This is a genomic window from Novosphingobium sp. (genome assembly GCF_040079535.1).
Classification (GTDB): Bacteria; Pseudomonadota; Alphaproteobacteria; order Sphingomonadales; family Sphingomonadaceae; genus Novosphingobium.
Map to the genome: position 1 here is coordinate 72,993 of NZ_JBEBKB010000002.1, position 19,924 is coordinate 92,916.

26 protein-coding genes are annotated in these 19,924 nt (G+C 61.7%); 8 read left to right on the plus strand and 18 right to left on the minus strand.

Annotated features, from left to right (window positions below):
• Positions 1–66 precede the first annotated feature (66 nt).
• Positions 67–693, minus strand: a complete 627-nt coding sequence (locus ABL914_RS01330; RefSeq protein ID WP_391561346.1) for a hypothetical protein — start codon at positions 691–693, stop codon at positions 67–69.
• A 122-nt stretch (positions 694–815) separates the two neighbouring features.
• Here ABL914_RS01330 and ABL914_RS01335 point away from each other — a divergent pair, with 122 nt between their 5' ends.
• Complete coding sequence (locus tag ABL914_RS01335; RefSeq protein ID WP_391561347.1) at positions 816–2,105, plus strand: spinster family MFS transporter; 1,290 nt, start codon at positions 816–818, stop codon at positions 2,103–2,105.
• On the opposite strand, the gene ABL914_RS01340 is transcribed toward ABL914_RS01335, so the two are convergent.
• The 3 genes from ABL914_RS01340 to ABL914_RS01350 are packed head-to-tail and all read right to left on the minus strand — an operon-like array spanning position 2,102 to position 3,016.
• A complete protein-coding gene (locus ABL914_RS01340; RefSeq protein WP_391561408.1) occupies positions 2,102–2,548 on the minus strand; it encodes a YaiI/YqxD family protein in 447 nt (148 codons plus the stop codon). The two genes, ABL914_RS01335 and ABL914_RS01340, sit on opposite strands and share 4 nt — an antisense overlap.
• 5 nt (positions 2,549–2,553) lie before the next feature.
• The gene (locus tag ABL914_RS01345) at positions 2,554–2,856 is read right to left on the minus strand and encodes an alkylphosphonate utilization protein (RefSeq protein WP_391561348.1); all 303 of its coding nucleotides are present in this window, start codon (positions 2,854–2,856) and stop codon (positions 2,554–2,556) included.
• 10 nt (positions 2,857–2,866) lie between these two features.
• Positions 2,867–3,016, minus strand: coding sequence for a hypothetical protein (locus tag ABL914_RS01350; protein ID WP_391561349.1), 150 nt, complete (start codon positions 3,014–3,016; stop codon positions 2,867–2,869).
• Positions 3,017–3,081: 65 nt separating this feature from the next.
• On the opposite strand from ABL914_RS01350, the gene ABL914_RS01355 reads away from it, so the two are divergent.
• The 5 genes from ABL914_RS01355 (at position 3,082) to ABL914_RS01375 (ending at position 5,977) form a co-directional block, all read left to right on the plus strand.
• Complete coding sequence (locus tag ABL914_RS01355; RefSeq protein WP_391561350.1) at positions 3,082–3,885, plus strand: cystatin domain-containing protein; 804 nt, start codon at positions 3,082–3,084, stop codon at positions 3,883–3,885.
• 27 nt (positions 3,886–3,912) lie between these two features.
• A complete protein-coding gene (locus tag ABL914_RS01360; RefSeq protein WP_391561351.1) occupies positions 3,913–4,290 on the plus strand; it encodes a septal ring lytic transglycosylase RlpA family protein in 378 nt (125 codons plus the stop codon).
• 84 nt (positions 4,291–4,374) lie between these two features.
• Complete coding sequence (locus tag ABL914_RS01365) at positions 4,375–5,199, plus strand: TauD/TfdA dioxygenase family protein (protein WP_391561352.1); 825 nt, start codon at positions 4,375–4,377, stop codon at positions 5,197–5,199.
• Positions 5,200–5,228: 29 nt separating this feature from the next.
• Positions 5,229–5,633 carry a GFA family protein gene (locus ABL914_RS01370; RefSeq protein ID WP_391561353.1) on the plus strand — a complete coding sequence of 135 codons (405 nt, stop codon included), beginning with the start codon at positions 5,229–5,231 and terminating at the stop codon, positions 5,631–5,633.
• Between the two features lie 5 nt (positions 5,634–5,638).
• The gene (locus ABL914_RS01375; protein WP_391561354.1) at positions 5,639–5,977 is read left to right on the plus strand and encodes a hypothetical protein; all 339 of its coding nucleotides are present in this window, start codon (positions 5,639–5,641) and stop codon (positions 5,975–5,977) included.
• Here ABL914_RS01375 and ABL914_RS01380 read toward each other — a convergent pair.
• From ABL914_RS01380 to wecB, 4 genes are all read right to left on the minus strand, one after another.
• Positions 5,974–6,336 carry a DUF4870 family protein gene (locus tag ABL914_RS01380; RefSeq protein WP_391561355.1) on the minus strand — a complete coding sequence of 121 codons (363 nt, stop codon included), beginning with the start codon at positions 6,334–6,336 and terminating at the stop codon, positions 5,974–5,976. The genes ABL914_RS01375 and ABL914_RS01380 overlap by 4 nt on opposite strands.
• A gap of 87 nt (positions 6,337–6,423) precedes the next feature.
• The gene (locus ABL914_RS01385) at positions 6,424–6,810 is read right to left on the minus strand and encodes a hypothetical protein (RefSeq protein ID WP_391561356.1); all 387 of its coding nucleotides are present in this window, start codon (positions 6,808–6,810) and stop codon (positions 6,424–6,426) included.
• A gap of 10 nt (positions 6,811–6,820) precedes the next feature.
• Positions 6,821–8,122, minus strand: a complete 1,302-nt coding sequence (gene wecC / locus ABL914_RS01390) for a UDP-N-acetyl-D-mannosamine dehydrogenase (protein ID WP_391561357.1) — start codon at positions 8,120–8,122, stop codon at positions 6,821–6,823.
• Positions 8,106–9,239 (minus strand): non-hydrolyzing UDP-N-acetylglucosamine 2-epimerase, encoded by a 1,134-nt coding sequence (gene wecB, locus ABL914_RS01395; protein WP_391561358.1) that lies wholly within the window; start codon positions 9,237–9,239, stop codon positions 8,106–8,108. The genes wecC and wecB overlap by 17 nt, the downstream gene beginning before the upstream one ends.
• Before the next feature lie 62 nt (positions 9,240–9,301).
• On the opposite strand from wecB, the gene ABL914_RS01400 reads away from it, so the two are divergent.
• Entirely contained in the window at positions 9,302–10,300 is a 999-nt protein-coding gene (locus tag ABL914_RS01400) for a GDP-mannose 4,6-dehydratase (RefSeq protein ID WP_391561359.1), read from the plus strand.
• A gap of 38 nt (positions 10,301–10,338) precedes the next feature.
• Positions 10,339–10,893, plus strand: coding sequence for a dCTP deaminase (dcd, locus tag ABL914_RS01405; protein ID WP_391561360.1), 555 nt, complete (start codon positions 10,339–10,341; stop codon positions 10,891–10,893).
• Here dcd and ABL914_RS01410 read toward each other — a convergent pair.
• The 10 genes from ABL914_RS01410 to ABL914_RS01455 form a co-directional block, all read right to left on the minus strand.
• A complete protein-coding gene (locus ABL914_RS01410; protein WP_391561361.1) occupies positions 10,890–11,405 on the minus strand; it encodes a TIGR02281 family clan AA aspartic protease in 516 nt (171 codons plus the stop codon). The genes dcd and ABL914_RS01410 overlap by 4 nt on opposite strands.
• A 35-nt stretch (positions 11,406–11,440) precedes the next feature.
• Positions 11,441–12,061: a hypothetical protein gene (locus tag ABL914_RS01415; protein WP_391561362.1), complete on the minus strand. Its 621-nt coding sequence runs from the start codon at positions 12,059–12,061 to the stop codon at positions 11,441–11,443.
• Positions 12,062–12,141: 80 nt separating this feature from the next.
• Positions 12,142–13,281 (minus strand): flavodoxin-dependent (E)-4-hydroxy-3-methylbut-2-enyl-diphosphate synthase, encoded by a 1,140-nt coding sequence (gene ispG / locus ABL914_RS01420; RefSeq protein ID WP_391561363.1) that lies wholly within the window; start codon positions 13,279–13,281, stop codon positions 12,142–12,144.
• Between the two features lie 43 nt (positions 13,282–13,324).
• Positions 13,325–14,626, minus strand: coding sequence for an EAL domain-containing protein (locus ABL914_RS01425; protein ID WP_391561364.1), 1,302 nt, complete (start codon positions 14,624–14,626; stop codon positions 13,325–13,327).
• 49 nt (positions 14,627–14,675) lie between these two features.
• Positions 14,676–15,197 (minus strand): GNAT family N-acetyltransferase, encoded by a 522-nt coding sequence (locus ABL914_RS01430; protein ID WP_391561365.1) that lies wholly within the window; start codon positions 15,195–15,197, stop codon positions 14,676–14,678.
• Positions 15,194–15,667 (minus strand): GNAT family N-acetyltransferase, encoded by a 474-nt coding sequence (locus ABL914_RS01435; RefSeq protein WP_391561366.1) that lies wholly within the window; start codon positions 15,665–15,667, stop codon positions 15,194–15,196. The genes ABL914_RS01430 and ABL914_RS01435 overlap by 4 nt, the downstream gene beginning before the upstream one ends.
• Positions 15,660–16,571 (minus strand): RDD family protein, encoded by a 912-nt coding sequence (locus tag ABL914_RS01440; RefSeq protein WP_391561367.1) that lies wholly within the window; start codon positions 16,569–16,571, stop codon positions 15,660–15,662. Before ABL914_RS01440 ends, ABL914_RS01435 begins: the two co-directional genes overlap by 8 nt.
• On the minus strand, positions 16,568–17,608 hold the full coding sequence (locus ABL914_RS01445) for a stage II sporulation protein M (RefSeq protein ID WP_391561368.1): 1,041 nt from the start codon (positions 17,606–17,608) through the stop codon (positions 16,568–16,570). Before ABL914_RS01445 ends, ABL914_RS01440 begins: the two co-directional genes overlap by 4 nt.
• Positions 17,609–17,621: 13 nt before the next feature.
• Positions 17,622–18,962: a DUF58 domain-containing protein gene (locus tag ABL914_RS01450; protein ID WP_391561369.1), complete on the minus strand. Its 1,341-nt coding sequence runs from the start codon at positions 18,960–18,962 to the stop codon at positions 17,622–17,624.
• 5 nt (positions 18,963–18,967) lie between these two features.
• The gene (locus tag ABL914_RS01455; RefSeq protein WP_391561409.1) at positions 18,968–19,924 is read right to left on the minus strand and encodes an AAA family ATPase; all 957 of its coding nucleotides are present in this window, start codon (positions 19,922–19,924) and stop codon (positions 18,968–18,970) included.

Consider the following 19,924-nt stretch of genomic DNA (forward strand, 5'->3'; position numbering starts at 1 on the left):
GCAGCCAGAATTCCCCGGACAGGGTGTAACCTTTTGACCGGGCCTGACGGGCCGCGTTCCCGCGCTTTACCAGCCCCATGGCGCGGGCGGGGTGGGAACCGTTTCGGTCAGATCAAACTCCACGCGAAAGCGCCGCGCATTCGGTCCGGCCGGACGGACAAGTTCATAGCTAAGGCGGGCTTGGCTGGCGGCCGGATCGTCCACTTCGATCACCCAGGTGTTGGTGATCGAGCGATCAAGGCCGTTCGCGCGGAAGCTGGCCACGCTTTCGGCATCGACCGGGAAGGCCTGCCGCCCGGCGCTGCCCGCATCCGCGCTGTTGCCACCGTACATCGTTACGGCATCGCTGGTTCCGTCCTGGTAACGGTGATCGTGTTGCAGGCGCAGGCCTGCTGCTGTGCGGGTGATCACCCAGGTGCGCGAACGATCATCGCCGACGTGAAAGGGGATCTCGATCCGGTCTTTGCTGCAGCTGCGGACATGCATGACCAGCGCCTTGGCGGCCATATCGGCATCGGCCCCGGCTGGCTCGCTTGCCACCACACGTCCGGCAAAAGCCTTGCCGCACAGCGCGCCCAGCCGGGCCATGAACGCCTGTTGCGGGGTTTGCGCTGCATCGGGGGCGGAAATGCATCCGGCCAGTGCGCAAGCAGCGGCGGCGATGAAAACGGCGGAGATGGGGGGATTGAACATGCGGCCAAGCCTAGGGAACGCACCCGACATGGCAAGCGTAACCTGCGCGCGCGGCGATTGGCGCTTGGCAATGGCCGCCCACTGCCGCACCTTGCGCAAAACGAATTGGGAGCGATCAAGGCATGAATGCACCATCACCGGACCAGGCGAACGACAGCACTGCCTCGCGCTGGGGGCTGCTGGCGCTCCTCACCTTGATCAATGTGCTCAACTTCGTCGATCGCAATTTGCTGCCCAGCTTTGCCAATTTCATCAAGCCCGAACTGGGCCTTACCGATACCCAGTATGGCCTGCTGACCGGCCTGTTCTTCATCATCTTCTATGCCCTGGCTGGGCTGTTCATGGGGGTGCTGGCTGATCGGATGCACCGCGGGCGGTTGATCGCGGTAGCGATTGCGCTGTGGTCTTTGCTGACTGCGGCCAGCGGTGCGGCGCGGGGATTTACCTCGATGGCCTTGCCGCGCGCGTTGATCGGTGTGGGTGAAAGCGCGCTTACCCCGGCGGCGGCCTCCTTGGTGGCAGACCGGTTCAAGCCGACGCAGCTGGGGCTGGCGATGGCGCTTTACTATCTCGGCGTGCCGGTTGGTGCGGGGGCCAGCCTGCTGGTCGCGGGCTATCTGGGGCCGACAATCGGCTGGCGCAATTGTTTCTATCTGCTGGGCGGACTGGGCCTGTTGCTGGCGGTCATGATGTGGCTGGTGCGCGATGGCCGGTTGGTGGCAGCGCAGACCCATGCCCATGGCCCCGGCTGGCGCGGGCATACCCGGGTGCTGGCTGCGGCGCTGCGCCAATCGCCGGCGCTGTGTGCGATCATCCTGGGCGGGATAGCCCTGCATGTGGCGGTGGGCGCGGCGGCGTTTGATCAGCTGTGGTTCGTGCAGGAACGCGGATTTGATCGCGCCGAGGTTGCCAAGTTGACCGGGTTCATCACTGTGGTAGCCGGGATCGCGGGCAGCCTGTTTGGCGGGTTCGCCGGAGATTGGTGGTACCGTACGCGCAAATCGGGCCGGGCGATGCTGCTGTTCTGGATGTTCCTGGCGCTGGCTCCGTTGACCCTCGCGTTCCGGATTGTCCCGGCAGATTCGTGGCTGTTCGTGCCGGGTATTGGTGCGGGGATATTCCTGCTCTGTGCGTTCTATGGCCCATCGGTTTCTACCATTCAGGAGCTTTCCCCGCCGTCCTCACGGGCGACGGTGGTGGCGTTCAACATCCTGTGCGTCAATGCAATCGGGCTGGGGATCGGGATTACCGGCACCGGGTGGCTGGTAGATTTGTTCCGTTCCCATGGCGATCCGCAGCCCTACACCAATGCGGCGCTGATCATGTCGCTGGTATCGATGCTGGCCTTACCGGCATTTTTCCTCGCCGGGCACTGGTTCCACCGGGACAAGGCGCGATTGATAGCCGGTTAAGCCCTGGCCAGTTTGACCAGCGCGGTATCAAGCGCCTGGAGAAAGCGCGAACGGTCTTCCTTGCGGAACGGCGCTGGGCCGCCGATCGCATCGCCCCCGGCGCGCAGATCGGCCATGATTGCGCGGGTGGCGATCGCGCCGCCGATGCTGGCCAGTGTAAAGGGCTTGCCGGTGGGGGAGATGACCGTGGCTCCGGCCTTTAGGCAGCGGTCGGCCAGCAGGATATCGGCAGTAATCACCACGGTGCGGGGGCCGGCGGCCTCGGCAATCCAGTCATCCGCGGCATCGAAAGCGTCGCTGACCACCACCCGCTCGATCAGCGGATAATCGGGAACACGCAGCCGCATATTGCTGACAACGGCCACGCCCGCGCCGGTCCGGTAGGCGATCCTGTAGATCTCCTCCTTGACCGGGCAGGCATCGCCATCGACCAGAACGCGCAGGTTTTTCAGCGCTTCCTCACAAACTCCGCGCGCAGGACCAGGCCCTTGATCCCCGGATACCGGCAATCAATTTCCTGGGCATCGCCGGTCAACCGGATCGAAGGGATGACTGTGCCTTGCTTCAACGTCTGCCCCGCGCCCTTGACGGTAAGATCCTTGATGAGGGTGACGGAATCGCCATCGGCCAGCACATTGCCCACCGCATCGCGCACTTCAACCGCGCTTTCGGCGGCGCGCTTGGCTGCCAGGTCGCTGGCCGCCATCCACTCGCCGCTTTCCTCGTCGTACACATAATCGTCGTCGCTCATGCCAAACCTTTCACAGCATCTTGTCGGCCAGAATCCAGCCCCAGACCATCAGGGTCAGCGCACCGCCGCAATAGCGCGCAAGCGCGAACGGAACGCAGGCTGGGCCATCGCCGCGGCATATGGCTTTGGCCGGGAGAGGGCAATGGGCTTGATCGGGCAAGCATTGACAGCGCAGGGGCCGCGCCTAGGCTGGGGCTTCGGTTTTGGGGCAAGGAGTTAGGACCTGTGGCGGTGAGATTGGTCACGATCGGCGCCTTTGCCTTGGCCATGCTGGCCGCCCCGCTGGGCGCGCAATTGCAGGCCACCGACGCGGCCGGCAAGGCGGCGGTGCACGATGATTCTATCGCCAACCAGGGTGAATTCGGCGTGATGCAGTTCGCAACCACCGATCCGCAAGCCATGTGGGACGCCTGGGCGCAGGCTACCGCCGGGGTAGAGATCCAGACCCACCGCACTACCGCCCGCAATCAGCCGATTTTCACATTCATCGCGTTTCGCGGCTGCAAGGTCGATGCCAAGGGTGCCTGCCACCTGGCTGCGCGGTTTGAGGTGTTTGATCCTTCGGGCAAAAGCTATGCTGTTACGGAAGGTGCCGCCTTGATCGATGGCCGGCCGCCTCCGCCTGGCAACATCGGGATGGGACGGGCATCGCTGGGCATCCGCGTCGAAGCTGGAGAGCCGCTTGGCCCCTACAAAGTGATCGTGCGGACTACCGACACGGTTGCCGGGATCACGCTGACCACGCAAAGTATCCTGACAATCGTTGAAGCGCCCAGCGTGGGCGGCTGGCAGCCGGTTCCTAATCCCAATGCCGATCAGGCGCTGCGCAAACTGGCGATCAGGGCACTGCCCAAAATTTCGCGCAAAAAGCCGCGGCTGGCAAAGATTGAGCGAGCAGAAAGCCAGGTCGTGGCAGGGACCAATTACCGGCTGGTGGTGCGCCTAAGGGATGGGACGCGCTGGATAATGAAAATCTGGCACAAGCTCGACGGGACGATCGAGGTAAGCGAACTGGCGCAGCTTATTTAGGCCGCACCGAAGCAAAGGAGAACCGCGATGAAGCTGCGACTGGCCCTGGTTGCCGCAACGTGCCTGATCCTGCCGCTTTCGGCCGTATCTGGCGGCGAGGGCAAAGGCGGCAAGCTGCTGGGAAGCGGGATTGCCAGCTACTACGGCTCGGAATTTGCCGGACGGCGGACCGCCAGCGGCGAACGCTATCGCGCTGCCGCCCTGACCGCTGCACATCGCAGCGCGCCGTTTGGCAGCCGGATCAGGGTGCGCCACTTGGCCAGCGGGCGCGAAGTTGTGGTGCGTATCAACGATCGCGGCCCATGGACAAAGGGGCGGATCATTGATCTGTCTTATGCCGCAGCCAAGGCAATCGGCCTGACCCGCAGCGGAACAGCGCGGGTAAGCCTGACCTTGCTTGATTGAAGGCGCGGCCGGCGGGTGCTTGACCCTATGGCTGGTCGGGCGCACCATCCCGGATCGAGCAGTCGCAGGAAAGCAGCCAGCGCTATGAAAATTCACCGCCTAACCCCCAGCATCGGCGCGGAAATCCAAGGGGTCGATCTGGCCCAGGACCAGCCGGATCAGGTTATCGCGGCGATCCGCGGCGCGTTGCTTGATCACAAGGTTGTGTTCTTTCGCGATCAGCAGATCACCCGCGAACAGCATATCGCCTTTGGCCGGCGCTTTGGTGAGCTGGAAATCCACCCCGCCACGCCGGCTGATCAGTCTGATCCCGAAGTGTTGCGCATCACCTACAACGACAAGCGCAGGGGTCAGGAAAACCATTGGCATTCCGATGTAACCTGGCGAACCGAACCGAGCTTGGGTTCGATCCTGCGGGCGATCGAGCTGCCCGATCTGGGCGGGGACACGCTATTTGCCGATATGGAAGCAGCCTATGCCGGGCTCTCGCCGGCGCTGCAGGAATGGATTTGCGGGCTTACTGCGGTGCATGACATTGCCCGCGTCTTTGCTAAACGACTTGGCCGCGAAGCTGAGGAACTTCACGCGAAATATCCTCCGCAGGAACACCCAGTGGTGCGGACCCATCCCGAGACCGGACGGCGCGGGATCTATGTCAACACAGGCTTCACCAGCCATATCGTCGGGCTATCAGGCAAGGAAAGCAGATGGCTGCTTGAACATCTCTATGCTCAGGCAAGGATGCCTGAATATCAGTGCCGGTTCCGTTGGGAGCCAGGAAGCATTGCCTTTTGGGACAACCGCGCGAGCCAGCATTATGCCGCTTCGGATTATTTCCCGGCGCGGCGTTCTATGGAGCGGGTGACGATCAAGGGTGATCGGCCATTCTTCGATCCGGCCAGAACATAGCCAAATATGACCGAAAAGGGAGCTTCACTATGACCATGACAGGCGGCTGTCTGTGCGGGGCGGTGCGATACGAGATTGCCGGCGATCCTGCGATGCAGCTGGTGTGCCATTGCAGCCATTGCCAAAAGCAGGCCGGCAGCGCGTTTTCGACGATCATCGGGGTGCCAGATGGTGCCGTCGCCATCATCAAGGGGGCGCCTCGCAGCTACGTCGATCATGGGGAAAGCGGCAAAGCGGTGGAACGCCAGTTTTGTGAAACTTGCGGATCGCCGCTGTTCAGCAAGGTCGAGGTTTCGCCAGGGATGGTCTGGGTCAAGACCGGCACGCTGGATGACAGCAGCTGGTTTGCGCCGGCCGCGCATATCTGGACCAAGTCGAAACAGCCATGGTTCGATACCGGCGCAGTTCCCGCCTTTGAAACCAATCCGGGTTGATCGTGGTGCGATACTGGAAAGGTGTGCTGTGGGCTGCGGCCGGTTTTAACCTGCTGGTTGCGGTGCCATCGTTCTTCCTGCCCGGTGCCGGGGTGACCGATCGGATCGTGGCGCTGTTGGTCGGCTGTTTCGGGCTGGTCTATGCGATGGTCGCCCGCGCACCGGCGAAGCTTGGGCAGGTGCTGTGGGCCGGGGTGCTTGGCAAGCTGGGCGTGGTTGCGCTGATGCTGCCAGAGGTCCAGGCCGGGCGGGCACTGCCCGGCACCGGCTGGATCCTGATCGGCGACGGTCTGTTCACCGCCCTGTTTTTGCTATTCCTGCTGCGGGGACCCAGGGCGGGCTAGGCCAGCCAGGTGGCTGGATTGGGCATCGGCTCACGCTTTTGTGCGCGAACTAGCGAAAGCACGCAGCGCACGATCATCAGTGCCATTACGCCCAGCAGAACGAACACCCCGATCAGCACGAACAGCAGAATAAAGCCGACGATCGAACCGATCAGCCCGATCCAGAAGGTGTTTATCAGGTACTGATAATGCGAATCTTCCCATGCCTCATGCGTCTCACCGCGCCAGACAAAGGCCAACACAACCCCGATAATCGCTGTGATTCCCAGCAGGAACGAGCTGAGATAAAGCAGTGAAATGATCGTCGGGTGGTTCAGATCGAACCCGCTCTGCTGGGCAGGCGGCAATTCATTGCTCATCGTAGGCTCTCCTAAGGGCCGCAGCGTGCGACCGCCCGCATCGTGCCATGCTTGCGCGGCAGCTGCAATGCTCTCCCGGTCCTGACCCTAGTCCAGCCAACCGATCGCCTTGGCCACCAGCATGGCCAGCAGAAACACCAGTACGGCATAGATGAACAGCCACAACAGTGGCCGCGGTGGGCGCGCCAGATCGGGGCGGCCGAACGGGTAGCCCAGCGGCACAATTGTACCCAGCGGCGGGTGCGGCGTGCCCGAATAGACCTGGTCGATTACTTCGTGGATCCCGCCCTCGGCGGTAAAACGATAGATTGCGGCAAACGACTTGGCGTTGTTGTGAAATGAGCTGCGATGACCGATCACTTCGGCCAGCGTCTCCCGGTTCAATCCGCGCCAGCGTGGCAGATCGCTGCGCAGCACCAGCGCCAAAGTCGTGATTATGAAGGCGATACACAGATAGACGATGGCGGCTTCCATCGCGGCTCTCCTAACTGGCCAGCCGCAATCCTTCGGCCGGGACGCCAGCGGGTTTTGGCTGATCCAGCCAGATCCCGCGGGTATCATAGACCAGATGGCGGGCGCGTTCGGCCACGGGGACCGCCTTGAACTGATCATGATCGACCAGCACGATCAGGATCTGTGCTTGTTCAAGCGCCGTATCAATGTCGATCAATTCAGCCGATGTTCCGGCAAACTCTTTGGGCAGCTCGCTGGCATAGGGCTCAACCACTTTGACCCGGTCACCAAATTTGCGGGCCAGGGTAACGGCCACCAAACGCGCCGGGCTTTCGCGGAAATCGTCGATATTGGCCTTGAACGCTAGTCCCAAGCAGGCGATTTTGGCCTGCGGGTTTGCTGCGATCAATTCTTCAGCGCGGGCAATCACATGATGGATCTTGCCGTCATTGACGCCGCGCGCCGTGCGGATTAGCGGGGTTTGTTCGGGAGCGCCGTGAACGATGAACCACGGATCGACCGCGATACAATGCCCGCCCACGCCGGGACCGGGGGTGAGGATGTTGACGCGCGGATGGCGATTGGCGAGGCGGATCACTTCCCACACATCGAGCCCCATCGTATCGGCCACGATTGAAAGCTCGTTGGCAAATGCGATGTTGACGTCGCGGTAGGCGTTTTCGACCAGCTTGGTCATCTCGGCGCTGCGGGCATCGGTGACAATGCATTCTCCGCGCACGAACAGCTTATAGAAAGTCAGCGCCTTGCGGGCGCAGCGCGGAGTGATCCCGCCGATCGAACGATCGTTGTTGGTCAGCTCTTCCAGAATCTTGCCCGGCAGTACGCGCTCAGGACAATAGGCGATCGATAGGTCGGGCGTTTCACTCGTCAGCCCCGGACACTTAAGGTCTGGCCGGCGCGCTGCGATCAGATCGCGCAGAGCCTCTGTGGTGCCGACTGGCGATGTCGATTCGAGGATCACCGTATCGCCGATCTTCAACACCTTGGCGACGGCTTCGCCTGCGGCGAGGACATAGGAAATATCGGGTGCGTGGTTGGCATCGAACGGGGTTGGCACGGCGATCACAAAAACGTCGGCCGGGGCCATTTCGGTTGATGCTTTCAGCAGCCCGCGGGCCACAACGCCCTGCACCAAACCGTCAAGATCGACTTCCTCGATATGAATTTCACCGCGGTTGATTGTATCGACCACGCTTTGCGTCACATCGATGCCGCGAACCAGGCAGCCCGAACGCGCGACAATCGCCGCAGTCGGCAGCCCGATATAGCCCAAACCTACAACACAAACGTCTGGTTTAGTGTCCGATTTCATTCCCGATAAGCTCCACGATTCGGCGCGCGGTCTGCCCATCCCCAAAGGGATTGTGCGCCCGCGCCATCTGTTCGTAGGCAGCCTTATCGTCGAGAAGATTGAACAATTCGGTAACGATAACCGATGTTTCGGTACCAACCAGCCTGGCGGTTCCAGCGGTTACGCCTTCGGGCCGCTCGGTGGTTTCGCGCATCACCAATACTGGCTTGCCCAGCGCAGGGGCTTCTTCCTGCACCCCGCCGCTATCGGTCAGCATCACCTCAGCAATCGAAAGCAGCCTGGCAAAGTGCGGGTAATCCAGTGGTTCGATCAGCGCGACGTTATCCAGCCCCGCCAGCGCGCCGTTCATCACCGCACGGACATTGGGGTTAAGGTGGACTGGAAAGATCACCGCAACATCGGGCCGGGCCGCGATCTGGCGGACCGCCTCGGCGATGCTTTCCATGCCCCCGCCAAAATTCTCGCGGCGATGGCTGGTCACGCCGATGATCCGTTTTCCGGCGAAGCGCGCTTCCAGTTCGGCAAGGCCCGCGGCCAGTGCGGGATCGGCGGCGATCCTGGCAGAAACCCAGTGCAGCGCATCGATCACGGTATTGCCGGTGACATGGACCCGCGCCGGATCGATCTGTTCGTCGGTCAGGGCCTTGGCTGAAACATCGGTCGGCGCGAAATGCAGGCTCGCGATGGTGCCGATGATCTTGCGGTTCACCTCTTCAGGCCAGGGGTGATAGATGTTGTAGCTGCGCAGGCCCGCTTCAACATGATCGACCGGAACCTTGCGGTAATAGGCGGCGAGTGCTCCCGCCATTGCGGTGGCGGTATCGCCTTGCACGATCACGCGGGCCGGCTGAACCTGATCCATGACCTTGCCCAGCCCGGTCAGCAGCGCTGCGGTCAGGCCATCAAGCGTCTGGTCTGGCTTCATCAGATCAAGATCATGGTCCGGCACGATTCCTGCAATCTCCAGCACCTGGTCCAGCATCTGGCGATGCTGGGCCGAAACGCAGACCACCGGGGCAAAGCGCGGATCGGCCTGCAGCGCGGCGACCACGGGGAACAGTTTGATCGCTTCGGGCCGGGTGCCGAACACTATCAGGATTTTGGCAGGATCATTCATACGATTTCCCCTAACACCGACGTGTTAACCATGAAATAAGAGCCGCAGGCTAGGAGTGATCCATGCGAGTGCTAGTTACCGGCGCGGCCGGGTTCATCGGATATGCCCTTACGCGAGCGTTGCTGGCGCGTGGCGACGTTGTGATCGGGATCGATTGCGTCAATGATTACTATCAGGTCTCGCTTAAGCGAGATCGGTTGGCGGCGCTGGCCAAGGCTGGCGGCAACCGGTTTACGTTCCACGAGATCGACTTTTCAGACATGGCCGCGCTGAACGCGGCGCTTGAGGGGCAAGAGATTGACCGGATCGCGCATCTGGGCGCGCAGGCCGGGGTTCGTTACAGCCTTGAAAACCCGCAGGCCTATGTCCAATCGAACCTGGCAGGCCACGTCAACCTGCTGGAGCTTGCCCGCCACCGGCAAGTGCAGCACATGGTCTATGCCAGCTCAAGCTCGGTTTATGGCGGGAACACCAAGTTGCCGTTCGCGGTGGAGGATCGCACCGATCATCCGGTATCGCTCTATGCCGCTACCAAGCGCGCGGATGAACTGATGAGTGAAACCTATGCCCACCTGTTCCGCCTGCCGCTTACGGGCCTGCGGTTCTTCACCGTCTATGGCCCGTGGGGCCGCCCCGACATGATGATGTGGATCTTCACCAAGGCGATTCTGGCGGGCCAGCCGATCCCGGTGTTCAACAATGGCGAGATGAGCCGCGATTTCACCTATATCGACGATATCATCGCCGGGGTGATCGCCTGCCTCGACAATCCCACGCCCGACGACGGGCTGGAAAAGGCCGGCGGATCGATCAAGCCGCACCGGCTCTACAACATCGGCAACAACAAGTGCGAACAACTGATGAAAGTGGTCGGCCTGATCGAGGAATGCTGCGGCAAGAAGGCTGAGATCGACTTCCAACCAATGCAGCCCGGCGATGTCGCCGCGACCTATGCCGATATCAGCGCGATTCAATCCGACCTGGGCTATGCCCCGACGACGAGCATCGAGGTGGGTGTCCCGGGCTTTGTTGCGTGGTACCGGGGATACCACGGGGTCTAGCCCTTGATGCTGATCGCGCCATGAGCGATCACCGTGGCATGGCGATTCTCTCAGATAAATGGATCCGCGGTGAAGCCCGCCGCGCAGGTATGATCGAACCCTTCGTGGAGCGGCAGCAGCGCGATGGGTGCATCTCCTATGGCCTGTCCAGCTATGGCTATGATGCGCGGGTGGCGGATGAGTTCAAGGTGTTCACCAATGTCCATTCGGCAGTGGTCGATCCGAAGAACTTCTCTGAAAACAGCTTTGTCGATATGAAGACCGACTGCTGCATCATTCCGCCCAACAGCTTTGCCTTGGCCCGCACGATCGAATATTTCCGGATCCCGCGCGATGTGCTGGTGATTTGCCTGGGCAAGAGCACCTATGCCCGGTGCGGAATCATCGTCAACGTCACGCCGCTGGAGCCTGAGTGGGAAGGCCACGTGACGCTGGAATTTTCCAACACCACGCCCTTGCCCGCCAAGATCTATGCCAACGAGGGCGCTTGCCAGTTCCTGTTTCTGAAAGGGAATGAACCGTGCGAGGTTTCCTATGGTGACCGCGCGGGCAAATACATGGGGCAACGCGGGGTTACGCTGCCGAAACTTTAGGTTTTGGGGCGCAGCACCATCGTATCGCCCTTCATCTCGACCGAGCCAAGCTGTTTGAGCACCGATTGGCCCATCAGGTTGATCGGCAGATCGCGCACCACCACGGCCTCCACATCGTGCAATTCGATCCCGGCAATTTCAAGCCGGTCGAGATGGACTGACGCGCTGTAGCCGGTTCCCGATGCGGTTTGCATGTTGGGCTGGAAATCGTCTGGCATCACCATCAGGCCTAGATCGGCAGCCTGCGCTTCGGTCAGGGCAACCATGTTGGCGCCGGTATCGATTAGAAAGCCGACCGGCGCGCCATTGATCAGTGATTCGATCTGGAACTGCCCGGCGGCATCGGCTTTGAGCACCACTTCGCGGCCATCACCGACCGCCATTTGGGCTTTTTCAGTGGGCACCGCCACAGCTTTGGCCGGGGCCTTTTGCGCATAAGGCGTGAGCATTGCCGCAGCCAGGCTCATCGAGCCAACCGCGCCCAGCGAAATGACATGAAGCCGATTCAACATGGCCCAAATGGTAATGGGCGAGGGTTACTGAAAGATTATTCAGCCCTGGTCGGCCCATAGCCGCGGTAAACGGCGGTGCCGACCCAGCAGGCCATCAGGCCCACAACCAGCGCATCAAACACCATCAATCCCCAGACCAATGGCTGCGCTTGCCCCATTGCCCACAGGTGGTTGAACCGGTGCAATTGCGAAAGCGGTATCCAGCCAGCCGCTACCAGAACAAGCAACCGCACCGCGATCAGCCAGCCGCTGCGATAGGCCTGGGGCAAGGTCATCGCGCGGTCTCCAAACAGTGCGCCGACCAGCAGGACCAGCAACGGCAAAGTGGCAATCGACAGCGCAATGTCCAGGCTGGTCCAATCCGGCACGGCAAATTCCAATCCGGCCATCACCCCAGTAGCAGCAACATTCAAGGCCACGGCAATTGCCGCAGCGCGCCAGAGGACCTTGCCGCCCTGGTGTCTGGCCCAAAATCCTGCCGCAGCCAATGTCGCCGCCACCAGTCCTGCCACTTTGACATATCCGAACAGCAAGCGCTGCGGATCAGCGCCCAGCGCGCGCGCCGCATCCCTGCTGGCAAACATTCCGATGTTGATTTCAACACAGTGCTGGATGAATTCCGGGACCACCACCAACAGCGGAATCCAAGGTGCCATCCGCCAGATCCGCCTGCAGTCGATCGCGGTTTGGAGAAGGGCCTGCCACAGATCCTTCAGCCATTGGACTACTGCCACCATTAAGCCGCCTTGCCGTGGGTCACGTCCATGCTCACCGATTTTCCGGCCTCGATCTCGGCCGCTTTGGCTTCAACCAACCCCACAATATGCGCGATCATATCGGCGTCCTGAACATGATGGTCGGTCACGCCTGAAAGATAGACCATATGTTTGCCGTTGCCGCCGCCAGTGATGCCAATATCGGTTTCGCGCGCTTCGCCCGGACCGTTGACCACGCAGCCCAGCACCGAAAGGCTCATCGGGGTCTTGATGTGTTGCAAGGCGTCTTCAAGCTTTTCAACCGTGCGGATCACATCAAAACCCTGGCGTGCGCAACTGGGGCATGAAACCACCCTTACCCCGCGGGTGCGCAGGCCCAGGCTTTTGAGTATTTCATAGCCAACCCGCACTTCCTCTTCGGGCTCTGCCGATAGTGAAACCCGGATCGTATCGCCGATCCCGGCCCACAACATGTTGCCGATCCCGATGCTCGATTTCACCGTTCCGCCAATCAGCCCGCCGGCCTCGGTAATCCCCAGGTGGAGCGGGCAATCAACGGCATCGGCCAATTGCATATAGGCGGCTACAGCCAGAAACACGTCGCTGGCCTTTACCGCGACCTTGAATTCATGAAAATCGTGATCTTGCAGCAGCTTGATATGATCAAGCGCGCTTTCAACCAGGGCTTCGGGGCAGGGCTCACCGTATTTTTCAAGCAGGTCCTTTTCAAGACTGCCGGCATTGACCCCGATCCGGATTGCACAGCCATTGGCGCGGGCGGCACGGACCACTTCGGCGACGCGCTGGGAAGATCCGATATTGCCGGGATTGATCCGCAAGCAGGCCGCGCCGGCATCGGCTGCTTCCAGGGCGCGTTTGTAGTGAAAATGGATATCGGCGACGATCGGCACTTCAGCAGCGCGAACAATCTGCCGCAGCGCTGCGGTGCTGGCTTCATCCGGGCAGGAAACCCGGATCAGATCGGCCCCGGCATCTTCGCAGCGCTTGATCTGGGCGATGGTTGCTGCGGCATCGCTGGTCAGCGTGTTGGTCATGGTCTGCACCGTGATCGGTGCATCGCCGCCCACCGGCACGCGGCCAACCATGATCTGCCGGGACGTGCGCCGCGCGATATCGCGCCAGGGTCTGATCGATGACATGGTGCCTGTATAGGGGCAGGGCTTGGGCAGCGCAAACGCCGGTTCAGGCGCGCCGTTGATGCCTTTGGCCAGTTTGCGGATCGGTCAACCGGGCCAGCGGCGCAGGTTCGCGTTCGCCCAGCAGCAATTGCTGCGCGGCGACTACGGGCATCGGACGGCTGAACAGATAACCTTGCGCCAGCGGCACTTCGAGCCGGGCCAGCGCCGCGCGCTCGGCTTCGGTTTCAATGCCTTCGGCAACCAGTTTGCAGCCGATTTCACGGGCAAAACAAACCAGGGCATGGGCCAAGGCGCGCCGGGCCGGATCGGTATCGATCTGGCGGGTCAGGCTCATGTCCAGTTTGAGGATATCGGGCTTCAGTTCAACAATATGGCGAAGCCCCGCGTAGCCCGATCCAACATCGTCGACCGCGATCCGGGCATAGCCGCGCAGCCAGTCCAGCTCGGCGCCAAGCGCGGAATAATCACCAACGGCGTCATGTTCGGTAACTTCGATCACCAACCGGTCGCGGCTGGCGCAGCTGACCAGTTCGCGCAGCGCCCCGCCGATCACGGTTTCAGGCGAAACGTTGACCGCAACATAGCAATCTGATGGCACATGCGGCAGGGTTTTAAGCGCGGCTCGCACTGCCAGCAATTCAAGCTCTTGCCCAAGGCCAACTTGCGCGGCTTCCGCAAACCAGCGGTCCGGGCCGCGCTCTGCTGCATCGGCAAAACGGGCAAGGCATTCTACGCCAACGGGCCGGCCACTGCGCAGCTCATGGATCGGCTGATGCAGGATGGTCAGCGTATCGGTCGCGATAACCGCTGCAATCCGCGCGGTTGTGCTGGATCGGCTGCGCTGTTGGTGCAGATCGCCTTCGATCTGCTGCGAGGCCAGCTGCGCAAAGGCCCGCAATGTGGCCATATCACGCTCGGTCAGGCTAAGATCGGGGATCCGGCTGACACAGCAAAAGGTGCCGTATATCTGACCGTCGCTGAGGGTTATCGGGACATTGAGGTGCGAGCCGACAGGCAACGCTTTGGTGATCGGCAAGGGCAATGCGGCTTCGTGCTGGCTGGCATCGTGGATCAAGGCTGGCAAACGCCCATCCAGCACCGCCTGGCACAGTGTTTGTTCCAGCGGCTCGGCTACACCGGGTGCAACCGGAACCGGGCAATCGGCCCTTATGTGGGTAAATTCGCGAAGGCCATCGTGAATCCGCGAGGCAAAGGCAATTTCCATCCCAAGATGGCTGCGAACCGCATCAAGAATGCGGTCGATCGGGGTTAGCCCATCGTCTCCGGCCCAACCGGATGGGGGCTGCAGGACAACCTGCAGCGGGGTGGGCGAAGTGTTATCCATTCTGCGCAAATTGCCAGCAGCACGCTAAAATTGGGTAAATGCAATTGTTTCAGAGCATTTTCGCCATCAAAAATTCGGGATCGTACTGCTCGCCAACCTTGAAAGTGATGTCGGCCACTTTGGCAAAGCCATAGCGTTCGTAAAAGCGGTGCGCGCCGTGGTTTTCGCTGTAGACCGAAAGCTGCACTTCATCTGCGCCGCGCTGTGCGAACTGGTCCATGGCCCAGTCCATCAACTGGCGCCCGATGCCCATTCCAGTGGCGTCGGCGGCGGTGTAAAGCTGTTTCAGTTCCATCACGGTTTGTCCGCGGGCGTGGCCGGGAAAACCGCAGGTCAGGCCAACCTTGGCAAAGCCGATCAGCCGCCCGTCCGCTTCGGCCAGGCGATAGAGGCTGGCGGGATCGGCCAGGCCCTTTGCAATCGGGCCTTCGGCAAGGTTCTCGTCAAGAAAGGCGGCCAAATCCCGCGCGCTGTAAAGCTGCGCGAACTTGGCCTTGAACGCAGCGATGGCCAGTGCTGATAGCGCTGGAACATCGGCAGGAACGGCGGGGCGCAGGGTGATCTGGGTCATAGTTCCAATGTCATGCAGAGGCTGAAATCATCTTCGACGTATTTGCCGAACGGAAGGCATTTAGCAAAGCCGTGGCTTTCGTATAGCTGGCGTGCGGGCAGGAACATGTCTGGCTTACCAGTTTCAAGGCTGACGCGGTCATAGCCTCGATCGCGCGCCACCTGCAGCAAATGGTGCAGCACCGCCTTGCCCGCACCGCGCCCGCGCCAGGCCGGATCGGCGCGCATCGATTTGAGCTCGCCATGGCCCGCATCCAGCTGTTTGATTGCGCCGCAAGCGGCCAGTTTTGCGCCATCCCATGCCGAAAAGAAGGTGACGTCGCTTTGCCGAAGTCGGTCAATCGGCATGGCATGGACGCTTTCGGGCGGAGACCACGATTGCATTTCAGCCAGATGCAGCCGCAACAGCGCGGCAATTTCAGGCTCGGTCAGATCGTCCTCCCTGATCTTGTATGGCGGCGCATCATTCATGCTTGCTGGCCTTGCGTTTGCCCATCCGCATGCCGGATTCCAGCCGGTTCCGAAGCTGGGTGTAGTAGACTTCAAGGAAGGCACGTTCATCGCCGGCGCCCGGGTTCCAGCCGATCTTGCGGCAGATCGCCTCGTGCACCGCGATCATTGCTTCGTGCCGATTTTCGCGCAGCACGCGTTCGAGCGTCTGCAATTCAAGCTCGCCGTAAATCGCCAGTTCCGCATCGGAAAAGCGATAGCTGGCCCCGGTCGTCTGGCTGGTGCCGGTGGCTGCGGTCTGGCCAGAGCTCATCACGGCTTCCAGCTTTTGCCTGGGCCGCTCAACCACCCAGCTGCCCGCGACCAGATCGCCCGCTCGCAGCCGGTCGCGGTTGATGAATGGCAGCAGTGCGAACAGCAACAGCCACAGCAGAATAACTGCATTGCCGGTCCCCCCGCCTGCCAGACTGGCCAGCGCGCCGATTGGCAGGAACAGTTCAATATCGCGCAGCAGATTGCGGGCCAGCACCATCTCCGTGGTAAGCCGCCCGCCGTCGCGCGCGGCCACGCGGATCCCCAGCATACGCTTGCCCGGCGTCGATCCGCGCGGGCCCAGCTCGAAAATCAGGAAATAGCCATGGCGAAACAGGAACAGCAGCATGAAAGCCGCGACATTCAGGAAATCGAACAACGGATCGCTCTTGGGCGATTTGGACGGGCCCTTGCCGTCAGCCAGATCCAGCAGAGCTGCAATCAAACCCAGTAGCAGGTTGAATGCGGTGAAACCCAGTGTCATCACTATCAGATCGATCATCAGCGCGCCAAACCGCGATCCGCGACTGGCGAGCGTGATCGGGAGCGCAATGCCTTCGGGGGTGATCATGGTGCGGCGCCGATCGCGCCGATCGGGGCGGGGCTGGCTCATATTGCCTCGCTGGCCGGCGGCACGCGGCGGAACAGGAAGAAATAGACCACCCAGAAAGCCAGAATCCCATATCCTACCGCTAGCCGGGCCGGGGTGTTATCAATCAGCTGCCGAGCAAAGCCTTCAAGCAAGCCGGCAATCGCCATCATGATCAGCACACCGGCCATCACCACCGAGGCGCGCTGACCGGCCTTGGCCGCGGCATCCAGCACCGAAAGATCGCCGGGAAAGGCCATCGAACGGCCGATGTGCAGCCCGGAAGCGCCCGCCAGCAGAATTGCGAACAGCTCGGTGGTGCCATGGATTGAAATCCAGCCGATCAGATCAAGCGTCAGACCCTGACCGTTGTAAAGCCATAGCATCGCCCCCAGCGGGGTGGTGTTCTGGATCAGCAGCAGTATTGGCGGCACGCCAAAGGCAAAGCCCAGCGCGAAGCAGGTGATCGCAACCCCGGCATTGTTGTTGAACAAATAGGCCGCCATCACCGACAATTGCGGTTGGTCCTGATTGCCAAACAGTGTGCCCAGCAAAACCTCACGGCTTGCGCCGGGCTGGCGAACGTCCAGAAATTGGCCGGGAACCAGCGAATAGTACCATTGCGGGTCTGCGGCGCAAAGCAGCCAGCCAACTGCCGTGCCCGCCACCATCAAGATCAGCGCCACCAGTATTTCTGGCCAGATCGCCCGGACACTGCGGCTCCATTCGCCGCCAAAAAAGCGCCGGAGCCAACCCAGCAGGCTGGTGCGCGGGCCATAGACCAGAAACCAGGCGCGCTGGACCAGTGTTTCAAGATAGGCCAGCGTTGCTGCATCCAGCGAAGTCTCCCGCGCGACCGACAGGCTGGATGCAACCGTGCGGTACAACACGGGAAGTTCCAGTAGATCTTCATCGGCCAACCGCGAAATGCGTCCGCGCTCCATCCGGTCAAGGATATCTTCCAGCCGCTTCCAATCGGCCTCTCGCTCGATCCGAAACCGATCTGAGCGCAAGGCAGCAGCGGCAATCGCGGCATCGTTTCGGCCAGCAACCACGCTCATGGTCTGTTCCCCTTCACCCGATCGCTCCGCGCCGCTTGATTGAAAGGTAGCGATCGAGCAGGCGGGTGCCGATCTGGGCATAGGGCGCCTCAACCACCTGCACTCCGATCGCGCGCAGCTTGCCCAGCACCAGCGCGCGCTGGCGCAGCAGGCCATCGGCGCTGACCGCCATCGCCAGCGTGCCTACTTCATTTGGCGCAGCACTGGCGATCTCGGCCAGTTCCTCGTCGTGCATCGTCACGAACAGGACCAGATGCCGCGCTGTCAGCCGGCTGATGCTCTCGATCATCAGCTCTGCGCTGGTTGGATCCGTGAAATCGGAAAAGACCACGATCATGCTGCGCCGCTTTAGCTGCCCGGCCAGGGTGGCCAAGGCCAGCGTGAAATTTGGCTCTTGCGGCATATAGTCCAGCCCGGCAGCAGCCACCTGGAGGCGGTAAAATTCGCGCGCATCCGATGCGAACGGAGTGAACAGCTGCGGCCGCGCGGCAAAGCCAAAGAGCGCCACCTTGTCGCCGCTTTTCAGCGCGGCATAGGCGGTGGTCAGCGCCGCGGTGACGGCGCGATCAATCCGCGGCATGGCATCGTTCTGACCGCCAACCGGCTCGCACATCGCCTGCCCGCAATCAAACGCGAAAACGATCTGGTTGTTGCGCTCAGCCTCAAACTCCTTGGCATATAGATGGGCATGGCGCGCGCTCGATTTCCAGTCGATCCGGCGTTTGTCCATACCAGGCTGGTATTCGGCCAGGGCTTCAAACATGGTGCCCTCGCCGCGGATCCGCCGCGCGATCAGGCCCACTTCGAAGTTGCGCAAAAAGGCCTGCATCGCGGGCGAACGAACCGGCGAAAGATTGGGCCAGACCCGCACTGCGCGGGCAACCGGCTGCTGCGCCTGACGCGCGCCCAGCCCCAGCGGTCCGGTCCAGCGCAGCCAGACCTGCTCAATCTCGCCAGTGCCGCGGCGCTGCGGGGTAAGGGTAATGCGGCCCGTCCAACTGCGGGCGCTTTGCTTTGCCAGATCGGCCAGCGCCCGGCCGGCCGGAAACAGCCGGGCATCGCTGGCCAAAGCGGCTTCAACATGGCCGCGCAGTCCGCTAGAAAATTCTGCCGTCAGATCAATCGGGCCGGCTGCGCCAACTTCGAAATCATCGGCCATGCTGACCCTGACCGATCTCAGCGAACCGGCGGCCAGTGCATCAATCACTACCATCGCGATCACCAAGGTGCCGATCAGCGGCGCCATGGCCCACAGCGCCGGGACCATGACTGCCACCAGCAAGGCGACCGGAGCTGCCGCCGCGACCAGCAGGGCGGCGCGTCCGGTTGGGACCAAGGCGGAACGGGTGCTCATCAAGGTTACCGGGGTGCCTCGGTCGCCTCAACCAGTTCACCGACCAGCGCTTCAACCTGCTTGCCCTCAATCTCGGCAGCAGGCGACAGCAGCAGGCGGTGGCGCAGCACCGGGGTGGCCAGCGCCTTGACATCATCTGGCAACACATAATCGCGCGCTTCCAATGCGGCGCGTGCGCGCGCCGCATTGGCCAGCAGAACCCCGGCGCGCGGGCTGGCACCCGATGCCAGATCGGCGCTTTCGCGGGTCGCCCGGATCAGCCGAACGATGTAATCGACCACACTTTCGGCCAGCGTAATGGTCTTCACAGCTGCCGCTGCGGCAGTGATCCCGGCGGCATCAGTCACTTGTTCGACCCCCAGGCTGGCCGGGGTTTGCGGGCCCGAACGTTGGCCGAAAGTGGTGATGATCCGGGCCTCTTCGGCGGGATCGGGATAGGGCACCAACAGCTTGAACAAAAACCGGTCCAGCTGAGCCTCGGGCAGCGGATATACCCCCTGGTTCTCAATCGGATTCTGGGTTGCCACCACCATGAAGTTGGCCGGCAAGGGGTGCGCCGTTCCATCCAGCGTAACCCGGCGTTCCTGCATCGCTTCAAGCAGCGCGGCCTGGGTCTTGGGCGGGGTGCGATTGATTTCATCCGCCAGCAACAATTCGCAGAAAATCGGACCCTGGGTCAGGGTGAATTTGCTGGTCTGAAAATTGAACAGGTTAGAACCCAGAATATCACCCGGCATCAGATCTGGGGTAAACTGGATCCGCCCGAAATCGAGGCCCAGCGTGGCCGCAAAAGTCTGCGCCAGAAATGTCTTGGCGGTGCCCGGCGGACCTTCCAGCAGGATGTGCCCTTGTGCCAGCAAGGCAATCAGCAGCGCGTCGACCGTCGCAGTCTGACCGATCACAGCCTTGGCAACCTGGCCTCTGATCTGCGCGGCCAGATGATTGACTTCGGCCAGTGTCAT